The sequence below is a fragment of the Streptomyces sp. NPDC104371 genome, assembly GCF_055583785.1.
The window spans coordinates 26,134-48,236 of sequence record NZ_JBVJNF010000003.1 but is presented as its reverse complement, the minus strand read 5'-3'; the positions used below and the strand labels follow the sequence as shown (position 1 = coordinate 48,236).

At 73.0% G+C, this 22,103-nt stretch carries 22 protein-coding genes and 1 pseudogene; 9 read left to right on the top strand and 14 right to left on the bottom strand.

The genetic code is table 11. The features are described from left to right. Position 1: 1 nt before the first annotated feature. The 6 genes from ACZ60T_RS10915 to ACZ60T_RS10890 all read right to left on the bottom strand — a co-directional run bounded on the left by ACZ60T_RS10915 (position 2) and on the right by ACZ60T_RS10890 (position 4,875). Positions 2 to 703: an SDR family oxidoreductase gene (locus ACZ60T_RS10915; protein WP_365627636.1), complete on the bottom strand. Its 702-nt coding sequence runs from the start codon at positions 701 to 703 to the stop codon at positions 2 to 4. An 86-nt stretch (positions 704 to 789) separates the two neighbouring features. Beyond that, positions 790 to 1,704 (bottom strand): class I SAM-dependent methyltransferase, encoded by a 915-nt coding sequence (locus ACZ60T_RS10910; RefSeq protein WP_469665612.1) that lies wholly within the window; start codon positions 1,702 to 1,704, stop codon positions 790 to 792. Positions 1,705 to 1,834: 130 nt separating this feature from the next. Further along, entirely contained in the window at positions 1,835 to 2,611 is a 777-nt protein-coding gene (locus ACZ60T_RS10905) for a class I SAM-dependent methyltransferase (RefSeq protein ID WP_469665611.1), read from the bottom strand. Positions 2,612 to 2,670: 59 nt separating this feature from the next. Then, complete coding sequence (locus tag ACZ60T_RS10900) at positions 2,671 to 3,411, bottom strand: class I SAM-dependent methyltransferase (protein ID WP_469665610.1); 741 nt, start codon at positions 3,409 to 3,411, stop codon at positions 2,671 to 2,673. Positions 3,412 to 3,421: 10 nt separating this feature from the next. Continuing rightward, entirely contained in the window at positions 3,422 to 3,730 is a 309-nt protein-coding gene (locus ACZ60T_RS10895) for a 4a-hydroxytetrahydrobiopterin dehydratase (RefSeq protein WP_469665609.1), read from the bottom strand. A gap of 77 nt (positions 3,731 to 3,807) precedes the next feature. Further along, a complete protein-coding gene (locus tag ACZ60T_RS10890; RefSeq protein WP_469665608.1) occupies positions 3,808 to 4,875 on the bottom strand; it encodes an ADP-ribosylglycohydrolase family protein in 1,068 nt (355 codons plus the stop codon). 28 nt (positions 4,876 to 4,903) lie between these two features. On the opposite strand from ACZ60T_RS10890, the gene ACZ60T_RS10885 reads away from it, so the two are divergent. From ACZ60T_RS10885 to ACZ60T_RS10875, 3 genes and pseudogenes are all read left to right on the top strand, one after another. Continuing rightward, the gene (locus ACZ60T_RS10885; protein WP_469665607.1) at positions 4,904 to 5,737 is read left to right on the top strand and encodes a helix-turn-helix domain-containing protein; all 834 of its coding nucleotides are present in this window, start codon (positions 4,904 to 4,906) and stop codon (positions 5,735 to 5,737) included. Between the two features lie 120 nt (positions 5,738 to 5,857). After that, a complete protein-coding gene (locus tag ACZ60T_RS10880; protein WP_365627615.1) occupies positions 5,858 to 6,721 on the top strand; it encodes a helix-turn-helix domain-containing protein in 864 nt (287 codons plus the stop codon). Between the two features lie 31 nt (positions 6,722 to 6,752). Then, positions 6,753 to 7,385, top strand: a pseudogene (locus tag ACZ60T_RS10875) (SAM-dependent methyltransferase); the annotation flags it as partial. Positions 7,386 to 7,450: 65 nt separating this feature from the next. On the opposite strand, the gene ACZ60T_RS10870 reads toward ACZ60T_RS10875, so the two are convergent. Continuing rightward, positions 7,451 to 7,876, bottom strand: coding sequence for an OsmC family protein (locus ACZ60T_RS10870; RefSeq protein WP_365627612.1), 426 nt, complete (start codon positions 7,874 to 7,876; stop codon positions 7,451 to 7,453). A gap of 107 nt (positions 7,877 to 7,983) precedes the next feature. Continuing rightward, a complete protein-coding gene (locus tag ACZ60T_RS10865; RefSeq protein WP_469665606.1) occupies positions 7,984 to 10,068 on the bottom strand; it encodes an alkaline phosphatase family protein in 2,085 nt (694 codons plus the stop codon). Positions 10,069 to 10,236: 168 nt separating this feature from the next. Here ACZ60T_RS10865 and ACZ60T_RS10860 point away from each other — a divergent pair, with 168 nt between their 5' ends. After that, on the top strand, positions 10,237 to 11,010 hold the full coding sequence (locus ACZ60T_RS10860; protein ID WP_365627606.1) for an MBL fold metallo-hydrolase: 774 nt from the start codon (positions 10,237 to 10,239) through the stop codon (positions 11,008 to 11,010). Next, a complete protein-coding gene (locus ACZ60T_RS10855; RefSeq protein WP_469665605.1) occupies positions 11,007 to 11,636 on the top strand; it encodes a DedA family protein in 630 nt (209 codons plus the stop codon). The genes ACZ60T_RS10860 and ACZ60T_RS10855 overlap by 4 nt, the downstream gene beginning before the upstream one ends. Positions 11,637 to 11,657: 21 nt before the next feature. On the opposite strand, the gene ACZ60T_RS10850 is transcribed toward ACZ60T_RS10855, so the two are convergent. The 3 genes from ACZ60T_RS10850 to ACZ60T_RS10840 are packed head-to-tail and all read right to left on the bottom strand — an operon-like array spanning position 11,658 to position 15,595. Further along, the gene (locus tag ACZ60T_RS10850; protein WP_469665604.1) at positions 11,658 to 12,737 is read right to left on the bottom strand and encodes an MBL fold metallo-hydrolase; all 1,080 of its coding nucleotides are present in this window, start codon (positions 12,735 to 12,737) and stop codon (positions 11,658 to 11,660) included. Continuing rightward, positions 12,734 to 13,978, bottom strand: a complete 1,245-nt coding sequence (locus ACZ60T_RS10845) for an aminotransferase class I/II-fold pyridoxal phosphate-dependent enzyme (protein WP_469665603.1) — start codon at positions 13,976 to 13,978, stop codon at positions 12,734 to 12,736. The genes ACZ60T_RS10850 and ACZ60T_RS10845 overlap by 4 nt, the downstream gene beginning before the upstream one ends. Before the next feature lie 42 nt (positions 13,979 to 14,020). Next, positions 14,021 to 15,595 carry a hypothetical protein gene (locus ACZ60T_RS10840; RefSeq protein WP_469665602.1) on the bottom strand — a complete coding sequence of 525 codons (1,575 nt, stop codon included), beginning with the start codon at positions 15,593 to 15,595 and terminating at the stop codon, positions 14,021 to 14,023. 201 nt (positions 15,596 to 15,796) lie between these two features. Between ACZ60T_RS10840 and ACZ60T_RS10835 the strand changes: the two genes are divergently transcribed. Then, the gene (locus ACZ60T_RS10835; RefSeq protein ID WP_365627594.1) at positions 15,797 to 16,189 is read left to right on the top strand and encodes a DUF2795 domain-containing protein; all 393 of its coding nucleotides are present in this window, start codon (positions 15,797 to 15,799) and stop codon (positions 16,187 to 16,189) included. A 43-nt stretch (positions 16,190 to 16,232) separates the two neighbouring features. Continuing rightward, positions 16,233 to 16,775 (top strand): type 1 glutamine amidotransferase domain-containing protein, encoded by a 543-nt coding sequence (locus ACZ60T_RS10830; protein ID WP_469665601.1) that lies wholly within the window; start codon positions 16,233 to 16,235, stop codon positions 16,773 to 16,775. Positions 16,776 to 16,825: 50 nt separating this feature from the next. On the opposite strand, the gene ACZ60T_RS10825 is transcribed toward ACZ60T_RS10830, so the two are convergent. Both ACZ60T_RS10825 and ACZ60T_RS10820 read right to left on the bottom strand, forming a co-directional pair. Beyond that, positions 16,826 to 17,059, bottom strand: a complete 234-nt coding sequence (locus tag ACZ60T_RS10825; RefSeq protein ID WP_365627588.1) for a DUF6158 family protein — start codon at positions 17,057 to 17,059, stop codon at positions 16,826 to 16,828. A 68-nt stretch (positions 17,060 to 17,127) separates the two neighbouring features. After that, positions 17,128 to 18,747: an ABC-F family ATP-binding cassette domain-containing protein gene (locus ACZ60T_RS10820; protein WP_469665600.1), complete on the bottom strand. Its 1,620-nt coding sequence runs from the start codon at positions 18,745 to 18,747 to the stop codon at positions 17,128 to 17,130. Between the two features lie 202 nt (positions 18,748 to 18,949). Between ACZ60T_RS10820 and ACZ60T_RS10815 the strand changes: the two genes are divergently transcribed. Further along, complete coding sequence (locus ACZ60T_RS10815; protein WP_469665599.1) at positions 18,950 to 19,765, top strand: class I SAM-dependent methyltransferase; 816 nt, start codon at positions 18,950 to 18,952, stop codon at positions 19,763 to 19,765. Between the two features lie 43 nt (positions 19,766 to 19,808). Further along, positions 19,809 to 19,988, top strand: a complete 180-nt coding sequence (locus ACZ60T_RS10810; RefSeq protein WP_365627578.1) for a hydrophobic protein — start codon at positions 19,809 to 19,811, stop codon at positions 19,986 to 19,988. Between the two features lie 71 nt (positions 19,989 to 20,059). On the opposite strand, the gene ACZ60T_RS10805 is transcribed toward ACZ60T_RS10810, so the two are convergent. Continuing rightward, the gene (locus ACZ60T_RS10805) at positions 20,060 to 21,907 is read right to left on the bottom strand and encodes a transketolase (RefSeq protein WP_469665598.1); all 1,848 of its coding nucleotides are present in this window, start codon (positions 21,905 to 21,907) and stop codon (positions 20,060 to 20,062) included. Between the last annotated feature and the right edge of the window lie 196 nt (positions 21,908 to 22,103).

The window sequence follows — 22,103 nt, the reverse complement described above, 5'->3', positions numbered from 1 at the left end:
TTCAGTTCGGCTGTCCGATCGGGCGGATGACCACCGTGTTGACGTCCACGCCCTCGGGCTGCCGAACGGCCCAGACGATCGAGTCGGCGATCTGGTCGGCGGTCAGCAGGCGGCCCGGCGGCAGGCCGCCCAGTTCGTCCCAGAACGGGGTCTCCACTCGGCCGGGGGCGATCAGGGTCACGCCCACGCCCCATGCGGTGACCTGGCGGCGGGTGTTCTCGGCGAGCGCGGTGACCGCCCACTTGGTCGCGCCGTAGACATTGCCGGGCGTGGGCACGAACCCGGCGACGCTGCCGACGAGCACGATCCGGCCGCGCGTCTCCTTGAGGGCGTCGATGGAGGCCCGGACGAGCAGCGCCGGACCGAGGACGTTGGTCAGCACCATCTCGGTCCACCCGGCCGGATCGCCCTCGGCGACCGTGGAGTCGGTGGCGAACCCGGCGTTGGCGACGACGGTGTCGAGCCGGCCGAACCGCCGCACCGTGGTCTCGACGGCCTCCTTCACCTGCTCGTAGTCGGCGGCGTTCCCCGGGATCGTCAACAGGTCCTCAGGGTCACCGAGTCCGGCCGCGAAGTCACGCAGCCGCCGTTCGCTCCGCCCGGTGACGGCGACGCGATGCCCGGCGTCGAGCAGGTGCCGGGCCACCGCGGCGCCGATGCCGCTGCCGCCGCCGGTGATGAGTGTGACGTGAGCGTCCGTCATGGTTGCCCCCTGGTGATCGGTGAGATGCCGGGGAGTCAATCACTTGGAGAGCACTCGAAGTCAACCTCCTGCGCAGCGGCGGGAGTTCAGGCCGTACGTACGGCCGTGTGCACGGTGTACGCCTTCAGGAAGAAGACGTCCGGCCGATGATGCACGCTCGCCTCGTCCTCGGGGTCGAGGAGGCGGTCCAGGGTGGCGCGGTCCGTGTCGGTGAGGTCGTCGGCCAGTGCTTCGCGTGTGCGGGTGAGCGAGGCGACGACGTCGGCGCGGGCCGAGGCGGAGAGCGGGGCGGGCAGGTCGAGGAGGAAGCTGCGGGTGCCGGTGGGCTTCAGACCGGCGGCGGTCAGCAGGGCGGGCCAGTCCTCGGTCTCGGCGACGGAACCGGGCAGCTCCTCCCGCATACGCGTGAACCAGTCGGCCTCCACCGCGTCGAGGCGGGCCTGGAGACCGGGGCGGCCGATGCCGATGTCCCGCGGCAGGAAGCGGCCGGGCAGACCGCCTTCGAGGAGGGCGAGGGTGCCGCCGGGAGCGAGGTGCGTGGCGAACTCGGTCAGGGCGGCGCGCTGGTCGCCCAGGTGGTGCAGGCTGTTGCTGGCCCACAGCAGGTCGGCCGGACGCTCCAACTCTCCGAGTACGTCCGGGAGTTCGCCGGTGATGGTGGTGAGCCGGTCGGCGAGGCCGAGGCGCGTGGCGCGGGCGCGGGCCCGTTCGAGGAGCGGCGCGGAGCCGTCCGCCGCGACGACCCGCGCGCCCGGGAAGGCCTCCGCGAACAGGCAGGAGACCACTCCCGGCCCACTGCCCGTGTCGACGATCAGCCCGGGGGCGGACGCCTGCTCGGACAGCCAGGCCATGACCTGCCGGTACAGGGGCGCGAACAGTTCGGCCTGGGACTCCAGCAGCGGGCCCAGCACGGCCCAGTCCATGTCGGTGCTGCCGTGGCCGTCATGGTGATGCCGGTGGCCGCGTGCGCCGTGGTGGTGGTCCTGGTGTTCCTGTGCCATGGGATCAGCCTCTCCTGTCGATGCGCCCAGCGTGCACCGGCAGACGGCGAACGGGCCAGTTCCGTTGCCGGAACGGCAACCCGGGCGTGGCCCGCCCGCTCGTGGCCCGCCCCGCTCGTCGCCCGTCCGCTCAGCTCACCGGCACAAGGGTCAGGTAGGCCAGGCCCATGACCCCGCGATAGCCCCGGAGCCACGTGCCACGGTGGCCGTCCACGCGGTCGCGGGTCTCCTTCGCCAGCGGGTGGTCGGGGTGGGCCGCGAGCCACTCCTCGACATCCGCCTGGTACGCGGACTCGAACGCCTCCCATTCGTCGAGGCTCGCGGTCTCGGTCCAGGCGGGACGGAAGCCCGCGTCGACGGCGAGGTCGACAAGGTCGGCGAGGGCGCTGAACTCCGTGGCGGACGCGTCCGGCCACATGGCCGCCACCTCCGTCTCCGTAGGCGGGCGTTGCCAGAAGGCCTCGCCGAGCAGGACGCGGCCGCCCGGGGCGACCAGACGGCGCAGGGCACGCAGGGCCGCCACGGTGTGCTCCGGCGGCTGGGCGTCGCTGAGCGCGTGGCTGGCGCCGAGGCAGAGCACGATGTCGGCCGGGCCGTGACCGGTGTCGACGGCGGACTCCTGGACGAAGCGCACGCGCTCGCCCAGCCCACGGGCCTCGGCGTTCGCGCGCCCGCGGGCGAGGTCGTCCTTGTTGAGATCGAGGCCGACGCCGGTCGAACCGGGCGTCGCCGCGAGCAGACGGAGCATGAACTCGCCCCAGCCACACCCGAGATCGAGCACGGTGGCCGGGGTGTCCGGAGCGAGACGGTCGGTGAGCCGACGGATCATTCTGTCGGCCCGCTCCTCGGAGAGCGGGCCGTGGAAGGTGAGGCGGGTCAGCCGTGGCGGTGCGCTGGTGTCGTCCATGGGGCCGAACAGTAGGGGTGACCCGGCTCCCGGCGACACCGGATATCCGCCGCCCCCGGTCAGCACTTGCGGAAGGCCTGGAGGGTGAACACCGGGTCCGGGCGCGGCCGGTCCTGATCGGGCAGGGCGCCGAGGTCCGCGGCGAGTTGTTCGGCCAGCGGGGAGCCAGGGGTCAGTGTGGTGAACCAGCCGCGTCGCAGATCCGCGACCGTGCCGCGGGGGCTGCGCCCCTGGCCGACGCCGGGGAAGCGGGCCTGTCCGGCGGGGACCAGGCCGTACGCGGCGGCGTGCGCCACGACCGTCTCCGAGGCGTCGGAGGCCGGATGGCGGGGGCGGGGGACGAGGACGGCGTCGATGTCACTGCCCACGTCATGGGCCTCGGCCTTGTCGACCGTGGTGAGGTACATCCCGCCGGGGCGCAGAACGCGGGCGCACTCGCTCAGGACGGCCCGGACGCCGTCGGGGTCGTCGATGAGATGCAGCAGCCACACGCTGGTGACGGCGTCGAACGCCCCGTCCGGGAAGGGCAGTCGGCGGCTGTCCGCGCGGACGACGGCGCCCGGCAGCCGGGCGGCGGAGAAGCGCGTCATCGCGTCGGCCAGGTCCGCGCCCGTCACCCTGAGCCCCGGTCGCCCGGCCGCGAGCCGCCGGGTCACGCTGCCCGTGCCGCAGGCCACGTCGAGCAGCCGTCCGGTGTCCTCGGGCAGCAGGCCGAGGAGGGCGTCGGCCGCCGCCTCGGCGCGGGGCTCGCCCCCGCGGGTGGCGTCGTAGACGTCCGCCTCGCGTTCGTAGTCGAGCATGGGCGGCAGTTTAGCCACGGACGCCGTGCGTGGGCGCCAACTCCTCGACGCTGCGGGCCAGTTGGAAGTCGAGTTCGGTGACCGCACCGCCCACGCTGTGGGTGTTCACGGTGAGGGAGACCGTGTGGTAGCTGAGGGTGAGGTCGGCGTGGTGGTCGAGTTCGTCCTGCACCTGGGCGATATGGACGACCAACGCGGCGGCGGCGAAGTGGGAGCCGAGCCGGTAGGAGCGGGCGAGCCGGTCGCCGTCCAGGGACCAGCCGGGCAGGTGGGCCAGCCGGTCCTCGATCTCCTTCTGCGGCAGCGGTTCGACGGCCATGACATGTGTCCCTTCCCTGGAGGTCCGCCCACCCTGTCATATCGCCCGTCCACGGCCCCGTACGCGCGGCCGTGCCCTCAACGCCGTAGGCACTCCGCGGCGAAGTCGTCCGCCAGGACGGTGATCTCGGCGCGTGCCTCGACCCGCGTCAGCCAGTCGTGCGGCAGGCGGTGGTCGCCGTGGTGGGCGCCGAGGAGGTTGCCGCAGATCGCGCCCGTGGAGTCACTGTCGCCGGAGTGGTTGACGGACAGCAGGAGTGCGTGGCGTACGTCCGGCTCGGCGAGCGCGCAGTACACGGCGATGGCGAGCGCCTCCTCCCCGATCCAGCCCCCGCCGAGCGTCTCGGCCTTCCGCGCGGTCGGCGCTCCTTCGGCCGCCAGGTCCAGGGCCTGACGCAGCGCGTTCGTGGTCTCCTCGTGTCCGGGGTACCGGGCGAGCAGCCGCATGCCGCGCAGCACGGCCCCTTCCAGGGAGTCACCCTCGACGAGGTGGGTGACGATCGCGGCGAAGGCCCCCGCGGCGTAGTAGCCGGTGGGATGGCCGTGGGTGGTCTGGGCGCAGCGCGCGGCCATGACGAAGGCTGTCTTGGCGGAGGCGCGGGCGAGCCCGAAGGGGGCGGAGCGCATGACCGCGCCGCAGCCCTTGGAGTCGGAGTTGACGGGGCCGGGCGGGCCCAGCTCGGTCGCCGGGTCCGGCACGAAGTCATGGGCGAGGCCGGAGAGGCAGGCGTTGCCGGGCGCGCGTCGCGCGTACAGCCAGTGCTGCGCGGCCAGGCCGTGGTCGGCATCCGCGGGCGGGCGGGGCAGGCGCTGCGTGTCGAGCCAGCGGCCGTACGCCTCCCGGACCAGCAGGGACCAGCCGCCTCCCAGGCCCTTGTGCCGTTCGCGCTCGTGGGCCCGGTGGAGTCCTTCGACGGTGAAGAGGGTCATCTGGGTGTCGTCGGTGACCCGGCCGATGACGCCCTGGGCGTCGGGTATGAGCCCTCTGACGCCCCGCGCGCCGTGCCGGTCCTGGATGCGGTCCAGGGAGAGGAACTCGACGGGACAGCCGAGGGCGTCACCGATGGCGCCGCCGAGGAGGCAGCCGCGCACGCGGGCCCGGTAGACCGCCGCGGCCTCCCAGGGCGGGGCATTCCGGTCGTCCATAGTTCCACTCCTCGACTAGGGTCGTGCCATGACCATTGTCGCGTCCGACGCCATCGCGTTGTCACCAGGGTCTTCCGAACCGGCCATCGGCCCGCTGTTGCGCCGCTGGCGTGAGCAACGACGCCTCAGCCAACTGGAGTTGGCCCTGCGCGCCGACTCCTCGGCACGGCACATCAGCTTCATCGAGACGGGCCGCTCGCGCCCGAGCGAGGAGATGGTGCTGCGCCTGGCGGAGCATCTGGACGTGCCGGTCCGCGACCGCAACGCGCTGCTGCTGAGCGCGGGTTACGCCCCGCACTACTCGGAGACCCCGCTGACCGACCCGTCGATGGGGACGCTGCGTACGGCCATGGAACGGCTGATCAAGGGCTACGAGCCGTATCCGGCGCTGGTGGTCGACGCGTTGTACAACGTGGTGGCGGCGAACCGGGGCATCATGATGTTCCTGGAGGGCGTCCCGAAGCACATGCTCGCCGCGCCCCTGAACGTGATGCGGCTGTCGCTGCATCCGCAGGGCCTGGCGCCGCGCATCCTGAACCTGCGCGAGTGGCGCCACCACCTGCTGGCACAGATGGACCGGCAGATCGCCCTGCAGCGCTCGTCCGAGCTGCGCGCGCTGTACGAGGAGGTGGCGGCGTATCCGGTCCCCGACGCCGACGGTACGGATGCCGAACTGGACGGGCCTGTCGCCTACTTCGCGCTCCCGATGCGCATCGCGCACGACGGTCACGTCCTGTCCTTCATCTCGTCCATCTCCACCTTCAACACCCCGATGGACGTGACCGTCGCGGAACTGGCCATCGAGACGTTCCTCCCCGCGGACTCGGCGACGGTGAAGTACCTCCAGACCGCGGATATGTGACAGGACGTCAAGCGGGTGGCGGATTCGGCCCCGAAGAGATCACGACGCGTCCGCCCTCGTGTGCGTAGCGCGTGAACGTGGCACACTGCTCGCGTACTTCGGCGACTAGGGAGGCGTCGCGTGAGCGAGCGGCGGGCTGCGCCCACAGTGGGGCAGGTGGTCCTCGGGCGTCGACTGCAGGAGCTGCGGGAGAGCGCCGGGCTCAAGCGGGAGGAGGCGGCGCGGGTCCTGCGCGTCGCCCCGGCGACCGTACGGCGCATGGAGATGGCCGAAGTCTCGCTGAAGATCCCGTACGTACAGGTGCTGCTCTCGACGTACGGCGTGCCCGACGAGGAGGTCACCGCCTTCGTCCGGCTCGCCGAAGAGGCCAACGAGCCCGGCTGGTGGCAGCGTTACCACGACGTCCTGCCCGACTGGTTCAGCCTGCATGTGAGCCTGGAGGGCGCCGCCCGCATCATCCGCTCGTACGAGCCCCACTTCGTGCCCGGACTGCTCCAGACCGAGGACTACGCGCGCGCCGTGCTGGAGGCCGGGACCGTCGGGCAGGTCCGCCCGCAGGACATCGAGCGGCATGTGGCGCTGCGGCTGGCCCGGCAGAAGCTGCTCGCGCGCGAGAACTCGCCCCACCTCTGGGTGATCATGGACGAGACGGTGCTGCGCCGCCCGGTCAGCAACCGCTCCGCGGTGATGCGCGACCAGCTCGACCGGCTCCTCGAGATCAGCGAGAACCCCGGGATCACCTTGCAGGTCGCGGAGTACGCCGTCGGCCCGCACCCGGGGACGTACACCCCGTTCGTGCTGTTCCGCTTCGCGGAGCCGGAACTGCCCGACATGGTCTACAGCGAGTACCTGACCGGCGCCCTCTATCTCGACTCGCGCACCGAAGTGGCCATGCACCTGGAGGTGTTGGACCACATGTCCGCGAAGGCGGCCTCCGTGCAGCGCACGCGGGACATCCTGCGGGAGTACCGCGACACCTTCTGACGGCACGTCATCTCCGAGTACGTCATCCCCGAAGGCCACGCGGGCCCTGGCGCACGCGGGGGTGCGCCAGTTCCTCGACGTCGGCACGGGCATTCCCACCTCCCCCAATCTCCACCAGGTCGCGCAGGAGATCGTCCCCGCGGCGCGCGTGGTGTACGCCGACAACGACCCGATCGTGCTGCGGCACGCCGAGGCGCTGTTGCAGGGGACCGACGAGGGTGCCACCGACTACGTCCACGCGGACGTCCGCGACGTGGACGCGATCCTCTCGCTGGCCTCGAAGACCCTGGACTTCACCGAGCCGGTGGCGCTGTCGCTGATCGCGATCACCCACTACCTGAGCGAGGACCCCGCGGCCGACGATGTGTACGGGCTGCTGAAGCGGTACGTCGACGCGCTCGCCCCCGGCAGTCATCTGGTCCTCTCCCAGGTCACCCCGGACCTGGACCCGGCCGCCATGGAGCGGGCGGCCACGCTGTTCCGCCGCAGCGGAACCCCGATGCATCCGCGCTCGCGCGCCGAGTTCTCGCGCTTCTTCGACGGCATGGAACTGCTGGAGCCCGGTGTGCTCCCGGTCTCCGAGTGGCGTCCGGAGGAGGAGGACCTGGCGGCGACGGCGGAGGGCGTCGTGCCGGTGTACGCCAGGGTCGCGCGCAAGCGCTGAGCGAGCCGGACACGACGGTGCCGCGCCCCCGCGAAGGGAGCGCGGCACCTCGAACGCGACCGGTGTCAGGTGAGCTTGGCCGTGAGCGTGATCGTCGTACCGGCCAGGGCCTGGCTGACCGGGCAATTCTGCTTGGCGCCCTCTGCGGCGGCGCTGAAGGCGTCGGCGTCGAGGCCGGGGACCGTCCCCTCGACGGTGAGATGGATACCGGTGATGCCCTCTCCCGGCTGGAACGTGACGTCGGCCGAGGTGGTGAGCTTGGTGGGCGGGGTACCGGCGCCCGCCAGACCGTGCGCCAGGGCCATGGAGAAGCAGCTCGAGTGGGCGGCGGCGATCAGTTCCTCGGGGCTGGTCTTGCCGTTCGCCTTCTCCGCGCGCGACGGCCACGACACCGGCTGCTCACCGATGCCGGAGGAGTCGAAGGTGACGACGCCGTTGCCCTCGAGCAGATTGCCTTCCCAGACCGTGTGTGCGCTGCGCGTGGTTGCCACGGTTCTTCCTTTCGGTTTGGGCCCGTTGCCGGGTTCCGTCAGGCACATCCGATCACACACGGAGGCCGCGCACCGGGTGAACGGTGCGGCGCGTTCGGGCGGCGGGGTCAGGCGGCGCGTTCGTTCTCCGGGGCCACGGGCGCGGTCTCCGGCTCGGCCACGCTCGCGGTCAGCGGCGTCCCGGGTGCGGCGCACTCGCGCAGCCAGCGGCGGAAGACGTGATGGACCCGCTCGGCGCCGACGAGTTCGGTGCCGTCCCGCGCCGGGGCGGACAGCGTCGTCGGTGACAGCAGGAAGGGGCGGCCCTGGGCGCCGCCGAGTCCGCCGTGCGAGCCGATCTGCTCCTCGAAGGCGAGGACCTCGCCCTCGACGGGGTCGTACCAGGAGTTGACCATGATGTCGGCGGTGTGCGGGAAGGAGTGCGTGCGGCGCACGGCGTCGGCGGCGCCGGGGCCGAAGCCGGTGAGCGGACCGGTCTCGTCCACGAGCCGGTCGACCGGGACCTCCGCCCCGTGCGCCCCCAGCACCACCCCGCCGTGCTCCTCGCTGCGGACGAGGAGGAAGCCGATACCGGGGTGGTGGGCGATCGTGGACAGCAGCGCGGGATGGCGGCGGTCGATCTCCTCCTTGCTCATCCGGTGCGGCACGTCCGGGAAGGAGACGAGACCGAGGTTGCCGGAGGCCAGCACGAGCGGCTCGGAGCGGCGACGCGCGGGCCGGTGCTTCTCGCCGCCCTCCTCGACCGGCCGCCGCAGCGCGGCCCGTACCGCCGCCCGCGCCTCGGTCCCGCTGTGCGTGCTCTCCGCCTTGCGGGGCACGGGCAGACCGCAGCCCGCCCGGACCAGGTTGCCGAGGCTCAGTCCGTACCGCGCCTGGAAGGTCTCCCCCGGGCTCTGGCCGTGGTCGGACAGGACGACGATCCGGTACGGGCGCGGGGCGTGCTCGGCGACCTGGGCGAGCAGCGCGAGCGATCGGTCCAGCTTCTGGAGGACCTTCTCGGCGTCGCGGCTGTGCGGGCCGGAGTGATGGGCCACCTCGTCGTACGCCACCAGGTCGGCGTAGACCGCGGTGCGGCCCGCGAGCATGTCCCCGATCACCGCGGCGACGACGACGTCCCGTTCGACGACGGTGGCGAAGGCGCGGACGAGGGGGTACAGGCCGCCCCTGCTGACCCGGGGCCGCTGCTTCGCGCAGCGCGCGCGGAGCGACTGGCCCAGCTCGCGGCCGACCTCGGCGACGAAGGACATGGCGGTGCGGACCGCGTTGGCGGGGTCGCGGAAGTAGGCGAAGTACCCGGCGCGGGACCGGTTCTCCTTGCCGCGTCTCGCGGACACGGACAGGACGAGGGCGAGTTGACCGGCGCCGCCGCTGAACAGATTGCCGCGGCTCGCGCCGTCGGTGCTGAGGAGCCCGCCGTCGCCGGTCCGTGCGACGGCACGGCGCTGGAGTTCGGCGGCGCTCGTCGGCCGGTTGGAGACCATGACCTCGTGCCGGTCCTTCTCGTACCACCGGAAGGCCGGGATGTCGTGGTTGGAGCCGTGCAGGATGCCCAGTTGGCTGGCGCCGGTCTGGCTGGACCAGTCGGTGCGCCAAGGGGTGAGGCGGTGGGTGGGGCCCTGGCCGTCGCGGGGGCCGAGCCAGGAGGCGACGGTGGACATGATCCCCTTGTCGACGGCCGTCCGGAGCACCTCGTGTCCGACGCCGTCGAGCTGGACGAAGACGACGCCCGGGGTGGCGGGCCCGGCCTGTCCGCCGTCGCGTCGTCGTCCGTGCCGCCGGTCGGCGAGCCGGGAGAGCCGTCTGCGGTACGCGTCGTCGTCCCGTACGGCGAGGGCGCCGCCGGTGGCCGAGGCCACGGCCGACATCGCGGCGGCGACGACCACCGCGGTCTCCAGGGCGGCCTGGCCGTGGCCGGAGGGGTTCAGGCGCAGGGCGAGCAGCAGCAGGGAGCCGTTGAGGAAGAAGACGAGCAGCCCGAGGACGAGGGCGGGCACGAGCAGCAGCAGCCGCACCAGCAGGGGCCACACCAGAGAGGACAGCAGGCCGAAGACACCGGCGCCCGCGGCGGCGGTGAGAGCGACGCGGGTGAAGCTGTCGCCGCCCGCGGACTCCAGCCGGAAGTCGGGGAGGGACGCGGCGAGGACGAGCAGGGTGACACTCGACGCGGCCCATACGGCGATGCTTCGCCACACTCCACTGAGCACACGTCGCAGGGGCCCGTGACCCACTCCACACCTCACGTCCCGGCCCGCACGGTCGGATCCCGGGCCGCCCTCCACCTTGTCACACGGCTCCGGTTCCGCTGCCCGTAGGCTTCGGACAGCATGGGGGAAGACGGACGGACGGAAGGAGGCGGCGACGTGTCGGTGGAGATCACGTGGTGGGGCCATGCCACGTGCACGGTCGAGGACTCCGGGGTGCGGGTGCTCACAGACCCGCTGTTCGCGCGCCGTCTCGCGCATCTGCGACGCCGCCGGGGTGCTCCGCCGCCGCCCGAGGCCGCGATCGCGGATGTGGTGCTCGTCTCCCATCTGCACGCCGACCATCTGCACGTACCGTCGCTGGCCCGGCTCGCCCCGGGCACCCGGCTGCTGGTACCGCGCGGTGCTCCCGCCCAGGTGCCGGGGCTGCGCAGGCTCGACCGGCTGCGCGTCACGGAGGTGGCGCCCGGCGACCGGGTCCAGCTCGGTGATGTGGTCGTACGCGTCGTCCCCGCCCATCACGACGGGCGTCGGCTGCCGTTCGGGCGGCCCCGCTGCCCCGCGCTCGGCTTCGTCGTCGAGGGCGAGGCGCACACGTACTTCGCCGGGGACACCGGGCTGTACCCGTCCATGGCGGAGGAGGTCGGGCCGGTCGACGTGGCGCTGCTGCCGGTCGGCGGCTGGGGACCGAACCTCGGGGAGGGGCATCTGGACGCGGGGCGGGCGGCCGAGGCGCTGGCCCGGCTGATGCCCCGCAGCGCGGTGCCGATGCACTACGGCACCTACTGGCCGATCGGCATGGACGCCGTGCGCCCCCATGAGTTCCACGCGCCGGGCGATGAGTTCGCGCGCCTTGCCGCCGAGCACGCGCCCCAGGCGGCGGTCCATCTCCTGGCCCATGGCGAGAGCGTCCGCCCGGAGGCCGCCTCGTGATATCCCTCGCCGCCGCGAGTACCACCACCCTGCCCTTGGAGTCCACCCAGCAGGCGATCGGCTATCCGTCGCTGTTCCTGCTCGTGCTGGTCGGCGCGCTCGTGCCCGTCGTGCCGACGGGGGCGCTGGTCAGCTCCGCGGCCGTCGTCGCCTTCCACCAGACCGCGCCGTTCGCGCTCGCGCTGGTCTTCGTCGTCGGGGCGCTCGCGGCGTTCCTCGGGGATGTCGCGCTGTACTGGCTCGGGCAGCGCGGCATGCGGTCGCGGAGCGGCTCCCGGTGGCTCGCGCGGATCCGCGACCGCGCCCCCGAGGACCGGCTGGCCCAGGCGCAGCAGAAGCTCGACGACCACGGGGTGGCGGTGCTCACCCTCTCCCGGCTGCTCCCGGCGGGCCGGATACCGGTGATGCTCGCCTGTCTGATGGCCCGGATGCCGCTGCGGGACTTCGCCCGCGGCGACGCCCCGGCCTGCCTCGCCTGGGCCGCGACCTACCAACTGATCGGCATCCTCGGCGGCTCCCTGTTCCCGAAGCCGTGGGAGGGCGTGGTGGCGGCGGTGGTGCTGACGCTGGCGATCAGTTCGGTGCCTGGTGTGTGGCGCCGGATGCGCGGGCCCGCCGCGTCCTGAGGCCGGAGCGCCCGTGCGGGGTCACTCCAGTACCCGGGATGCCCCCACCGGCAGGTCCCACAGGTTCTCGCGGGGCAGTCCCGCTCGCTCCCAGGCCGCCCGTACCCGCGTCAGCGGTTCGAGGACCGGCTCCGTCGACAGGACGAACGTGCCCCAGTGCATGGGGGCCATCCGCCGGGCGCCGAGGTCCGCGACCGCACGGACCGCCTCCTCCGGGTCGCAGTGGACATCGCTGAGCCACCAGCGCGGGTCGTACGCGCCGATCGGCATGAGCGCCAGATCGATACCCGGATAGCGGCGGCCGATCCGCTCGAACCAGTGGCCGTATCCCGTGTCCCCGGCGAAGTACACGCGCTGTCCGTCGGACGCCGTCAGCACCCAGCCGCCCCACAGCGTCGTACAGGTGTCGGTCAGGGTGCGCTTGGACCAGTGGTGGGCGGGCACGAAGTCGAAGCGGACGCCGTCCAGTTCGGCGCCCTCCCACCAGTCCAGCTCGGTGACGCGGGTGAACTTCCGCCGCCGGAACCAGCGGGCGAGGCCCGCCGGGGCGAACACCGGTGTGTCGTACGGGAGTCGGCGCAGCGTCGGGACGTCGAGATGGTCGTAGTGGTTGTGGCTGACGACGACCGCGTCGATGGCGGGCAGGGCGCTCCAGGCGATACCGACGGGCGTGATCCTGGACGGTGTGCCGAGGATACGGCGGGACCAGACCGGGTCGGTGAGGACGCTCAGCCCGCCGATGCGCACCACCCAACTCGCGTGCCCCGCCCAGGAGACGGCGATCGAGCGCGCGTCGACCCGTGGCAGCGGTCCCGGCTCGTAGGGCAACAGCGGTACGTCTCTGAGCTGTTCGGGCGCGGGCCGTAGCGCGCCCTCACGGGCTAGGCGGGCGAAGGCCTTGAGGCCGGGCAGCGGCGCGGTGAGCCGGTCCATGAACGACCGTGGCCACAGGCGCCGTTCACCGAGCGGACGGGGTTCGGCGAGCGGCGGGTACGAGGTCGGCGGCGCGGGGTTCCGGGTCAGTACGGAGGCGGACGCCGGTTCCGTGGCGGCCGGTTGTACGGAGAGGGTGCTCGTGGTCGGCTCGGACTGCTGCGTCATCGAGGAGACTCCCATCGCTGAGCGTCGTCGCGTAGATCGTCGAAGACCGATTCCAGACGGGTCAACGCACCGTGCACGTGCGGCAGTTCCAAGGGCACGGGCGCGGCGAGGCAGCGGGCTCGTTCCTCGGGGGTCGCGCCGAGCAGGGGTGCGGTGGTCAGGCGGACGCGGAGCGCCCCGAGGTCGTCGCCGAAGCGGTGGCCGCCGGGCGCGGGCATGGCGAGCCGGGCGGAGAGGAAGTCCTCCAACTCCTGTGCGTCGCCGACGCCCTGCCGGTCGAGTGCGGTGCGCAGCGGCGCGAGGTCGGCGTAGAGGTGGCGCCCCGCCTGCGGGGGCCGGGCGAGGGCGCCCGCGGCGACGACGACGCGGTGGAGCGCGGCGGCCACGCGCGCGTGCAGCGCGGTGTCGGCGGCCAGGCGCCGCGTGATGTCGTCGGGCTCGGCGAGGGCGTAGGTCGCGGCGGCGGCGACCGGGGCGGCGATACGGGCACCGAGCGCGGTCAGTACGTCGAGGGCGCGGGCGCGCAGCCGGGCGCCGTCGGCGGTGGCCGGGAAGCGGGCGACGGCCGCGGGCCAGCCCGGCGGGAGGAAGGGACCGGCCAGGTCGGTGACGACGGTGACCCGGTCCGGGAGCATCTCGGCAGGGCTGAACAGCACGGTGTCGCGCGGCCGGTGCACGGTGTCGCGCCAGGTCTCGTCGCTGACGAGGTGGAGACCCTCGACGGCGGCGGCTTCCACGGTCTGGTGCACCACCTCGGGCGGCGCCACGGTGGCCGTGGGGTCGTCGGCGACCGACAGCACGAGCAGCCGCGGATCGCCGCCTTCCGCGCGGACCCGGCGGACGGTCTCCAGCAGGGCGCAGGGATCCGGGACGCCACCGCACTCGGCGGGCGTGGCCACGGGGAACACGGCTCGGCCGAGCGCCCGGACCTGGGGTGCCCACCACGCGGCGCACGGCCGCGGCACGAGGACGTCGCCGCCGAGCGCGGCGGTGACCGCGACCAGCAGGGCGGGGGCACCGGGGGCCGCGGTCGCCCGGTCGCGTTCGGTGGGCAGTCCGCGTCTGGCGAAGTAGCCGCAGGCGGAGTCGAGGAGGGCCGGCGCGCCGCCGGGCTCGGCGCCGTCGTACTCCGCGGCGGCGGTGAGCACGGCGACGAGGCCCGGGAGGACCGGCAGTCCGTGGTCGGGCAGGGGCGGGCCGTAGCGGACGGGGCCGTGCCCTTCCGGATCCGTCCGCCGCATGCCTGCCTCCAAGCTGTCCGTCACCGCTGTCGGGTCACGGGATCAGCAGGTGCGGGACGGTCCGCGCCGCCACGCCCGGTGCACCGCGCCGCCGAGCGCGCACGCGATCAGCAGGCCGCCGAGAGCGAGCAGGGGCCGGGACTCGTGGAAGGCGCCGCCCGCTCCCGCGTTCACCCCGTGCCGCGCGGGTGACCGCCCGTTCTCGTGCTCCCCCCGGCCCTCGTCCCGGCCGCCGCCCTGCTTCCCGTGCTCCTTGCCCGAGCCCTCGCCGTGCTGCCGCCCCTGCTCTCCGCCCTGGGCCGCGCCGTGCCGACCTTCCTGACCCCAGCCCTGGTTCCCGCCACCGTGCTCCTTGCCTTGACCCCAGCTCTGGTTCCCGCCCTGCTCCCAGCCCTGGCTTCCGTCGCCGTGCTTCTTGCCTTGGCCCCAGCCCTGGTTCCCGCCCCGCTCCTTGCCCTGGCCCTGATCCCCGCCTTGCTCCTTGCCCTGCCCCCAGCTCTGATCCCCGCCCTGCCCCCACCCCTGCTCCTTGTTCTGGCCGTTCTGGCCGTTCTGGCCCCACCCTTGGCCCCCGCCCTGCTCCTTCCCTTGCCCCCAGCCCTGGCTTCCGCCCTGGCCCCAACCCTGGCTTCCGCCCTGTTCCTTCCCCTGTTGCCACTCCTGGCCGTCGCCCTGGGACCTCCCCTGGCCTCCCTCGGCCTGCTGCCATCCCTGACCCTGGCCCTCGTCCTGCTGCCGGCCCTGGCCATCGCCCCGCGACCTGTCTTGCTCCTGACCGGACGCCTGGCCCGGACTGCCTCCCAGGCCCTGCCCCGGCTGCCACCCCTGGCCCGCGCCCTGCGGCGTGACCTGCCCCCAGCCCTGACGGCCCTGACGCTGCTGCCCTTGCCCTTCACTCTGCGGCCATGCCTGACCATCGCCTTGGCTCTGGGCCTGTCCCTCGCTGCCTTGGCTCTGGGCCTGGCCCTCGTCCTGCACGCCCTGCTCGGGCTGGACCGACTCCTGCCCCTGCCCCTGCTGCCCCTGCTGCCCCTGCTGCCCCTGCTGCCCCTGCCGACCGTCCTCCGACGGCCCCGCCGGGTTCGCCCCCTGCCGATTCGCCGGGCCTCCCCCGCGTTGCGTCCCTGGCTGCCCTGCCTGCCCCTGCGTCCCCGGCTGCCCCTGCCCTTGTGGCGTCGCCGCCCGTCCCTCCCCGCTCACGTCCAGCGACTCGGACCACCGACTCTCCGACTCCCCCGGCTCGTTCGGGCACCGGCCCTCGATGCCCAGTTCCGTGTACCGGTGGGCCAGGCTCACCCCGAGGCCCTGCACGGAGGGCGGGATACGGGCCGTACCGCGGTACACCACGCGGGTCGTGCCCTGGCTCCCGGTCGGCGCGCCCTCGACCCGCTTCAACCGCACCGTGCCTCCCTCGAAGCCCTCGGAGGTGGCCTCCACGGAGTCGGGTTCGGTGCCACTGATCGCGTCACAGGACACCGAGACGGTGACCGTGCCGCCGGGTGCCACCGCGCGCGGGGTGATGTCGGCGGCGGGTTCCGCGAAGGCCGGCGACGCGACGGCGCTCAGTGCGGCACCGGCCACGGTGGCGGCGGACAGGACGCGGGCACTGCGGTGCATGAAGGGGCTCCTTCGGCCGGTTCCTCCGGGGCACGGACGTCGTGCCCTCGAAAGCCCATGACAGCCCGCGCGGCCACGGCCCGCGCGCGGCCGGACACCATTCGCGGTAACCGCACCCCCGGGCGGGTGACGACGGCGCGCACCGATTCGAACGGCGCGCACCGGGTACCTGGGGACCACCCCGATGTTCTGGAGAGAGTCATGCAGCGAGGCAGTGACCGGCTGAGTGTCCACCGCGACGACGAGATGAAGCACGAGCTACAGGAGCTGCTGCGGTCCGGCCACCCGACGCGGACCGAGGAGTGGCACGACCCCGAGCCGACCGCCGACGACGACCCCGCGGCCTGGGCCGGGCCCATGGCCCCGGACAGCGCGCACTCCGTGGCCGACATGCGCTACGAGATGGCGCGGATCCTCGGGCGTACGGCGTTCCCGGCGCGCAGGGACGACCTGATCGGCACGCTGCGCGCCAGGAACGCACCGGACGCCCTGGTCGAACCGCTGAAGCGGCTGCCGCGCTCGACGCGCTACGCCACCGCCCATGAACTCGCCGAGGCGGTCGTCCAGGCGGAAGGCGTCGCACGCCACGCCTAGGCACAGACACGCCACGCAGGCACAGAGAGGACAGTGAGCAGACATGCGTATCGCGTTCCTGATGGCACCCGAGGGCGTCGAGCAGGTCGAACTCACCGACCCCTGGAGCGCGCTGGCCGACGCCGGCCACGAACCGGTCCTGGTGTCGACGAAGCCGGGGCATGTGCGGGCGTTCCATCACCTCGACAAGGCGGACACCTTCCCGGTGGACGCGGTCGTCGGGCAGGCGGAGGCGGAGTCCTTCGACGGGCTCGTCCTGCCGGGCGGCGTGGCCAATCCGGACTTCCTGCGCATGGACGAGAAGGCCGTCTCGTTCGTTCACGCCTTCTTCGAGCAGGGCCGTCCGGTCGCCGCGATCTGCCATGCCCCGTGGACGCTGGTCGAGGCGGACGTGGTGCGGGGCCGGGTCCTGACGTCATGGCCGAGTCTGCGCACGGACATCACCAACGCGGGCGGTACGTGGGTGGACGAGCAGGTGCGGCTCGACCAGGGTCCCAACAAGCTGATCACCAGCCGCAAGCCGGACGATCTGAAGGCGTTCGACGAGGCGATCCTGGCGGAGTTCCCGGGCCCGGACAGCCAGTGACAGCGCGGCCGGTGACGGCTACCGCTCGTACCGGTGCTCGTACCGGGCGGTCACGCCTCGGCCGTCCCCCGCTCCCGCGCCCCGTCGCGCGTCCGGCTCGCGACGATCAGGCGGCGCGGGTGGCGGCGCAGGTACTCGCCCTCCAGTTGCGCCATACGGTCGTTGTGGGCGCGCAGCGCGTCGTTGGAACCGTGGAGCAGGGTGTCGTGACGCGTGCGGTGGATCGTCTCCAGCTCCTTCATGAGTTGCTGGTCGCTGAGGTGCCCCGGGTCGACTCCGCTCATGGTGTACCCCGCTCGTCGCTCGACGGTGCTCACTCCACTGTACGAACATCCTGGGCGGCCCACGAGCGCTACCGGGCGCGCTCCACCCTCCGCTCGTCCCACACCGGCTCCGTCGACTCCCGGACCCGGCCGTCGGAGCCGAAGACGAGGTAGCGGTCGAAGGAGCGGGCGAACCAACGGTCGTGCGTGACGGCGAGGACCGTACCGGCGAAGGCGTCGAGGCCCTCCTGGAGCGCCTCGGCGGACTCCAGGTCGAGGTTGTCGGTCGGCTCGTCGAGCAGCAGCGCGGTCACGCCCTCCAGCTCCAGGAGCAGGATCTGGAAGCGGGCCTGCTGGCCGCCGGAGAGCCGCTCGAAGGTCTGCTCGGCCTGGCCGGTCAGCTCGTAGCGCCGCAGCCGGGACATGGCGGCGCCGCGGTCCTGCGCGTGCTCCTTCCACAGGATGTCCAGGAGCGTACGGCCCTCCAGCTCGGGGTGGGCATGCGTCTGGGCGAAGTGACCGGGAACGACGCGCGCGCCGAGCTTCCACCGCCCGGTGTGGGCGACCTCGTCACCGGCCAGGAGGCGCAGGAAGTGCGACTTGCCCGAGCCGTTGGAGCCGAGGACGGCGACGCGTTCGCCGTAGAACACCTCCAGGTCGAACGGGCGCATCAGACCGGTGAGTTCGAGCCCTTCGCAGGTGACCGCCCGGACTCCCGTACGGCCGCCCTGGAGCCGCATGGTGATGTCCTGCTCGCGCGGCGGCTCGGGCGGGGGGCCCGCCTCCTCGAACCTGCGCAGCCGGGTCTGCGCGGCGCGGTAGCGCGAGGCCATGTCGTCGCTGTTCGCGGCGGCCTGACGCAGCGTCAGGACGAGCTTCTTCAACTGGGCGTGCTTCTCGTCCCAGCGGCGGCGCAGTTCCTCGAACCGCGCGAACCGTTCGCGGCGGGCCTCGTGGTACGTGGCGAAACTTCCGCCGTGCACCCAGGCGTCGGCGCCGGCCGGTCCCGGCTCGACGCTGACGATCCGCTCGGCGGCGCGGGCGAGCAGCTCCCGGTCGTGGGAGACGAACAGCACGGTCTTGCGAGTCTCCGCGAGCCGCTCCTCCAGCCAGCGTTTCCCGGGTACGTCAAGGTAGTTGTCGGGCTCGTCGAGGAGCAGGACCTCGTCGGGGCCGCGCAGCAGCGCTTCGAGGACCAGCCGCTTCTGCTCACCACCGGAGAGGGTGCGCACGTGGCGCCACTGGGCCCGCTCGTAGGGGACGCCGAACGCGGCCGTGGTGCAGATGTCCCACAGGGTCTCGGCCTCGTAGCCGCGGGCCTCGGCCCAGTCGGCGAGGGCCTGCGCGTACCGCAGTTGGGCGGCCTCGTCGTCGACGGTCATGACGGCGTGCTCGGCGGCGTCGACGGCGCGGGCGGCCTCGCGGATGCGCGGTGGGGCGACGGAGACGAGGAGGTCGCGTACGGTCGTCTCGTCCCGCACCGACCCCACGAACTGCCGCATGACACCGAGCCCGCCGCTGGTGGTGACCGTCCCGCCGTGCGGCTTCAGTTCACCGGAGATGATGCGCAACAGCGTTGTCTTCCCGGCTCCGTTGGGCCCGACGAGCGCGACGACGGCGCCCTCCCCGACCCGGAAGGACACGTCGCCGAGCAACGCCCTGCCGTCCGGGAGGTGGTACTCGAGGTGCGCGGCTTCGAGGTGTCCCATGAGGCGCATTCTGGACGGCGCCCGAAGTCCCGGCAAACGATTATCGATCCCGCGGCAGGACCGGGGCCGTACGAGGCAAGTCCAGCACGCGCCAGTCCATATCGCGATACGGGGGTCTCACCATCCGGCATGGGCGCGTACGGTGAGGCGTACGGCCAGCCCGTCCTGACGCGGGGGTCCGTACGACGGGAAGGGGCAGGTCATGCCGGAGGAGACGGCCGTCTACACGCACGGCCACCATGAGTCCGTACTGCGCTCGCACACGTGGCGGACGGCCGCCAACTCGGCGGCGTACCTGCTCGGCTCGCTGAAGCCGCACATGAGGATCCTGGACATCGGCTGCGGTCCGGGCACCATCACCGCGGACCTGGCCGCCCTCGTCCCCGACGGCCGGGTGACCGGGGTCGACCGGGCGCCGTCGATCCTGGACCAGGCCCGCGCCACGGCCGCCGCGCGCGGCGTCACGAACGTCGACTTCGCGGTCGCCGACGTGCACGCGCTCCCGTACCCGGACGACTCGTTCTGTGTGGTCCACGCCCACCAAGTGCTCCAGCACGTGGGCGACCCGGTGGGGGCGCTGCGTGAGATGTACCGGGTCACCAGGCCGGGCGGTCTCGTCGCCGTGCGCGACGCGGACTACGCGGCGATGGCCTGGTATCCGTCGTCCGAGGGCATGGACGACTGGCTGGATCTGTACGAGCGGGTCGCCCGTGCCAACGGCGGTGAGCCGGACGCGGGTCGGCGCCTCGTGTCCTGGGCGCGGCGGGCCGGTATCCGCGACATCGCAGCCACCTCCAGCACCTGGACCTTCGCCACCGCCGAGGAGCGGGCCTGGTGGAGCGGGCTGTGGGCGGACCGTACGCTCTCAGCCACGTACGCGGACCGGGCCACCGAGGGCGGTCACGCGAGCGTCGCGCGGTTGCGGGCCGTGGCGGAGGCCTGGCGGGAATGGGGGCGGCAGGAGGACGGCTGGTTCTCCGTCCTGCACGCGGAGATCCTTTGCCGGAAGGACGTCTGACTCGCGCGTTTCGGGAAACCCGGCCGAGCAGGAGGTACATGTCATGGTTCCGATCCTGCTGGCAATTCTGGTGGCGGCCGTGGTCTTCTTCGCCATCGGATTCGTGGTGAAAGTACTGTGGTGGATCGCCCTCGCGCTGATCGTGATCTGGCTGCTGGGCTTCCTGTTCCGCCACAAGCTGTTCCCGCATCATCATCACCACCGCCACGGAGCGCGGGGATGATACGGCCGACGACCGGGTGACGCGTCCTCAGCGTCCCCAGCGCCCCCAGCGCCCTTCGGCCGGACCATCGGTCAGACCAGCACGGCGTGCTCCACCAGCAGCCGTGCGGCGGCCATGATCGCCTCGGCGTCGATGCCCGCCGCGTGCACCTGCTCGGCGGGGGTCGCGGAGCCCGGCATCGTTCGCACGGCGAGGCGTGCCAAGCGGGGTACGGAGCGCCCGTCGATGAAGGCGTCGAGGACCGCGTCACCGAGACCGCCCTCCTCATGGTGGTCCTCCACCGTGAGGAGGGCGCCGGTGCGGGCGGCGGCCTCGCGCAGGGTGGCACGGTCGACGGGCTTGACCGAGTAGAGGTCGATGACCCGCACCCGCAGGCCCTCGTCGGCGAGGGCGTCGGCCGCGGCCAGCGCCTCGTGGACGGTGACCCCGGCCGCGACGATCGTCAGCCGGTCCTCGAAGGAGGCGCGCAGCACCTTGCTGCCGCCGACCGGGAACTCCTCGGTGGGCCCGTAGACGACCGGTGTCTTCCCGCGCGTGGTGCGCAGATAGCGGATGCCGTCCTGGTCGGCCATCTCGGCCACGAGCTTGGCGGTCTGGTTGGCGTCGCACGGGTACAGCACGGTCGAGCCGTGCACCGCGCGCAGCATCGCGAGGTCTTCGAGACCCATCTGGGACGGGCCGTCCTGGCCGATGGCGCATCCGGCGTGCGAGCCGACGAGGTTGATACCGGCGCCGCTGATCGAGGCCATACGGACGAAGTCATGGGCGCGGGTGAGGAACGCGGCGAACGTCGAGGCGTAGGGCACCCAGCCGCGCGTCGCCATGCCGACGGCGGCGGCGACCATCAACTGTTCGGCGATGTAGCACTGGAAGTAGCGGTCGGGGTGCTCCTTGCCGAAGTACTCGGCGCGCGTGGAGTCGCCGACCTCGCCGTCGAGGGCGACGATGTCACCGCGGGCGCTGCCGAGCGCGGCGAGCGCCTGTCCGTAGGCGTCGCGGGTGGGGACCTCGTCACCGACCGCGTAGCGCGGCAGATCCAGGTGGCCGCTGTGCACCGGGTGCAGCGTGCGGGCGGCGGGCGGTGGCCGGACCTCGACGCGCAGGTCCCGTACGCCGCCGAGCTCCGCGATCGCCTCCGCCGGGTCCGGCAGGGGCTTGCCGTGCAGTCCCTCGTGGTCCTGGACGGCGCGGACGCCCTTGCCCTTGAGGGTGCGGGCGAGGATCACGGTAGGCGCTCCGGTGGTGGCCTCGGCCTCGGCGCAGGCACGGTCGACGGCCTCCACGTCGTGTCCGTCGACCTCGACGGTGTGCCAGTCGAAGGCCCGGAAGCGCCGTGCGTACGCGTCGAGGTCGTGGCCGTGGCGGGTGGGGCCGCGCTGGCCGAGCCGGTTGACGTCGACGATCGCGATCAGGTTGTCGAGGTGCTCGTGCCCGGCGTGCTCGGCGGCCTCCCAGACGGAGCCCTCGGCCAGTTCGCTGTCGCCGCACAGCACCCAGACGCGGTAGCCGGTGCGGTCGAGCCGCTGTCCGGCCAGGGCGACGCCGACGCCGACGGGCAGGCCCTGACCGAGCGATCCGGTGGCCGTCTCCACCCAGGGCAGCCGGCGGGGCGTGGGGTGCCCCTCGAGGCGGCTGCCGAGCTTGCGGTAGGTGAGCAGCTCGGTCTCGTTGATCGCCCCGGCGGCCTTGTAGGCGGCGTAGAGCAGGGGGGAGGCGTGCCCCTTGGACAGGATGAACCGGTCGTTCGCGGGGTGGGCGGGGCGTTCGAAGTCGTAGCGGAGGTGGTGGGCCAGCAGGACGGCCATGAGGTCCGCGGCGGACATCGAGGACGTGGGGTGCCCGGACCCGGCCGCGTCGGCGACGCGGACACTGTCCACGCGCAACTGCTGGGCCAGTTCGGTGAGCTGACGGGTCTTCATCTGCGTTCCTCCGTACCGGTCGGCCGTCGCCGGGGGCGGCGGATGTCCCGCGCCGCGGGCCGGATGTGCCAGGTGACGCACGGGTGTCCTGGCCGCCGGGTACCCAGGCCGCGGTCGCCGTAACACCGCGCCCGCGGCCTCGCGCGGCACCCTGTGCCGGGCCGGGATCCGGCCGAAACGATCACGTCCGCGGCGG

What these genes read in the sequence shown, in the direction of transcription:
- ACZ60T_RS10915 (WP_365627636.1), bottom strand. Translation starts at nt 703, where the DNA reads ATGACGGACGCTCACGTCACACTCATCACCGGCGGCGGCAGCGGCATC.
- ACZ60T_RS10910 (WP_469665612.1), bottom strand. Translation starts at nt 1,704, where the DNA reads ATGGCACAGGAACACCAGGACCACCACCACGGCGCACGCGGCCACCGG.
- ACZ60T_RS10905 (WP_469665611.1), bottom strand. Translation starts at nt 2,611, where the DNA reads ATGGACGACACCAGCGCACCGCCACGGCTGACCCGCCTCACCTTCCAC.
- ACZ60T_RS10900 (WP_469665610.1), bottom strand. Translation starts at nt 3,411, where the DNA reads ATGCTCGACTACGAACGCGAGGCGGACGTCTACGACGCCACCCGCGGG.
- ACZ60T_RS10895 (WP_469665609.1), bottom strand. Translation starts at nt 3,730, where the DNA reads ATGGCCGTCGAACCGCTGCCGCAGAAGGAGATCGAGGACCGGCTGGCC.
- ACZ60T_RS10890 (WP_469665608.1), bottom strand. Translation starts at nt 4,875, where the DNA reads ATGGACGACCGGAATGCCCCGCCCTGGGAGGCCGCGGCGGTCTACCGG.
- ACZ60T_RS10885 (WP_469665607.1), top strand. Translation starts at nt 4,904, where the DNA reads ATGACCATTGTCGCGTCCGACGCCATCGCGTTGTCACCAGGGTCTTCC.
- ACZ60T_RS10850 (WP_469665604.1), bottom strand. Translation starts at nt 12,737, where the DNA reads ATGACGCAGCAGTCCGAGCCGACCACGAGCACCCTCTCCGTACAACCG.
- ACZ60T_RS10845 (WP_469665603.1), bottom strand. Translation starts at nt 13,978, where the DNA reads ATGCGGCGGACGGATCCGGAAGGGCACGGCCCCGTCCGCTACGGCCCG.
- ACZ60T_RS10840 (WP_469665602.1), bottom strand. Translation starts at nt 15,595, where the DNA reads ATGCACCGCAGTGCCCGCGTCCTGTCCGCCGCCACCGTGGCCGGTGCC.
- ACZ60T_RS10835 (WP_365627594.1), top strand. Translation starts at nt 15,797, where the DNA reads ATGCAGCGAGGCAGTGACCGGCTGAGTGTCCACCGCGACGACGAGATG.
- ACZ60T_RS10830 (WP_469665601.1), top strand. Translation starts at nt 16,233, where the DNA reads ATGCGTATCGCGTTCCTGATGGCACCCGAGGGCGTCGAGCAGGTCGAA.
- ACZ60T_RS10825 (WP_365627588.1), bottom strand. Translation starts at nt 17,059, where the DNA reads ATGAGCGGAGTCGACCCGGGGCACCTCAGCGACCAGCAACTCATGAAG.
- ACZ60T_RS10820 (WP_469665600.1), bottom strand. Translation starts at nt 18,747, where the DNA reads ATGGGACACCTCGAAGCCGCGCACCTCGAGTACCACCTCCCGGACGGC.
- ACZ60T_RS10815 (WP_469665599.1), top strand. Translation starts at nt 18,950, where the DNA reads ATGCCGGAGGAGACGGCCGTCTACACGCACGGCCACCATGAGTCCGTA.
- ACZ60T_RS10810 (WP_365627578.1), top strand. Translation starts at nt 19,809, where the DNA reads ATGGTTCCGATCCTGCTGGCAATTCTGGTGGCGGCCGTGGTCTTCTTC.
- ACZ60T_RS10805 (WP_469665598.1), bottom strand. Translation starts at nt 21,907, where the DNA reads ATGAAGACCCGTCAGCTCACCGAACTGGCCCAGCAGTTGCGCGTGGAC.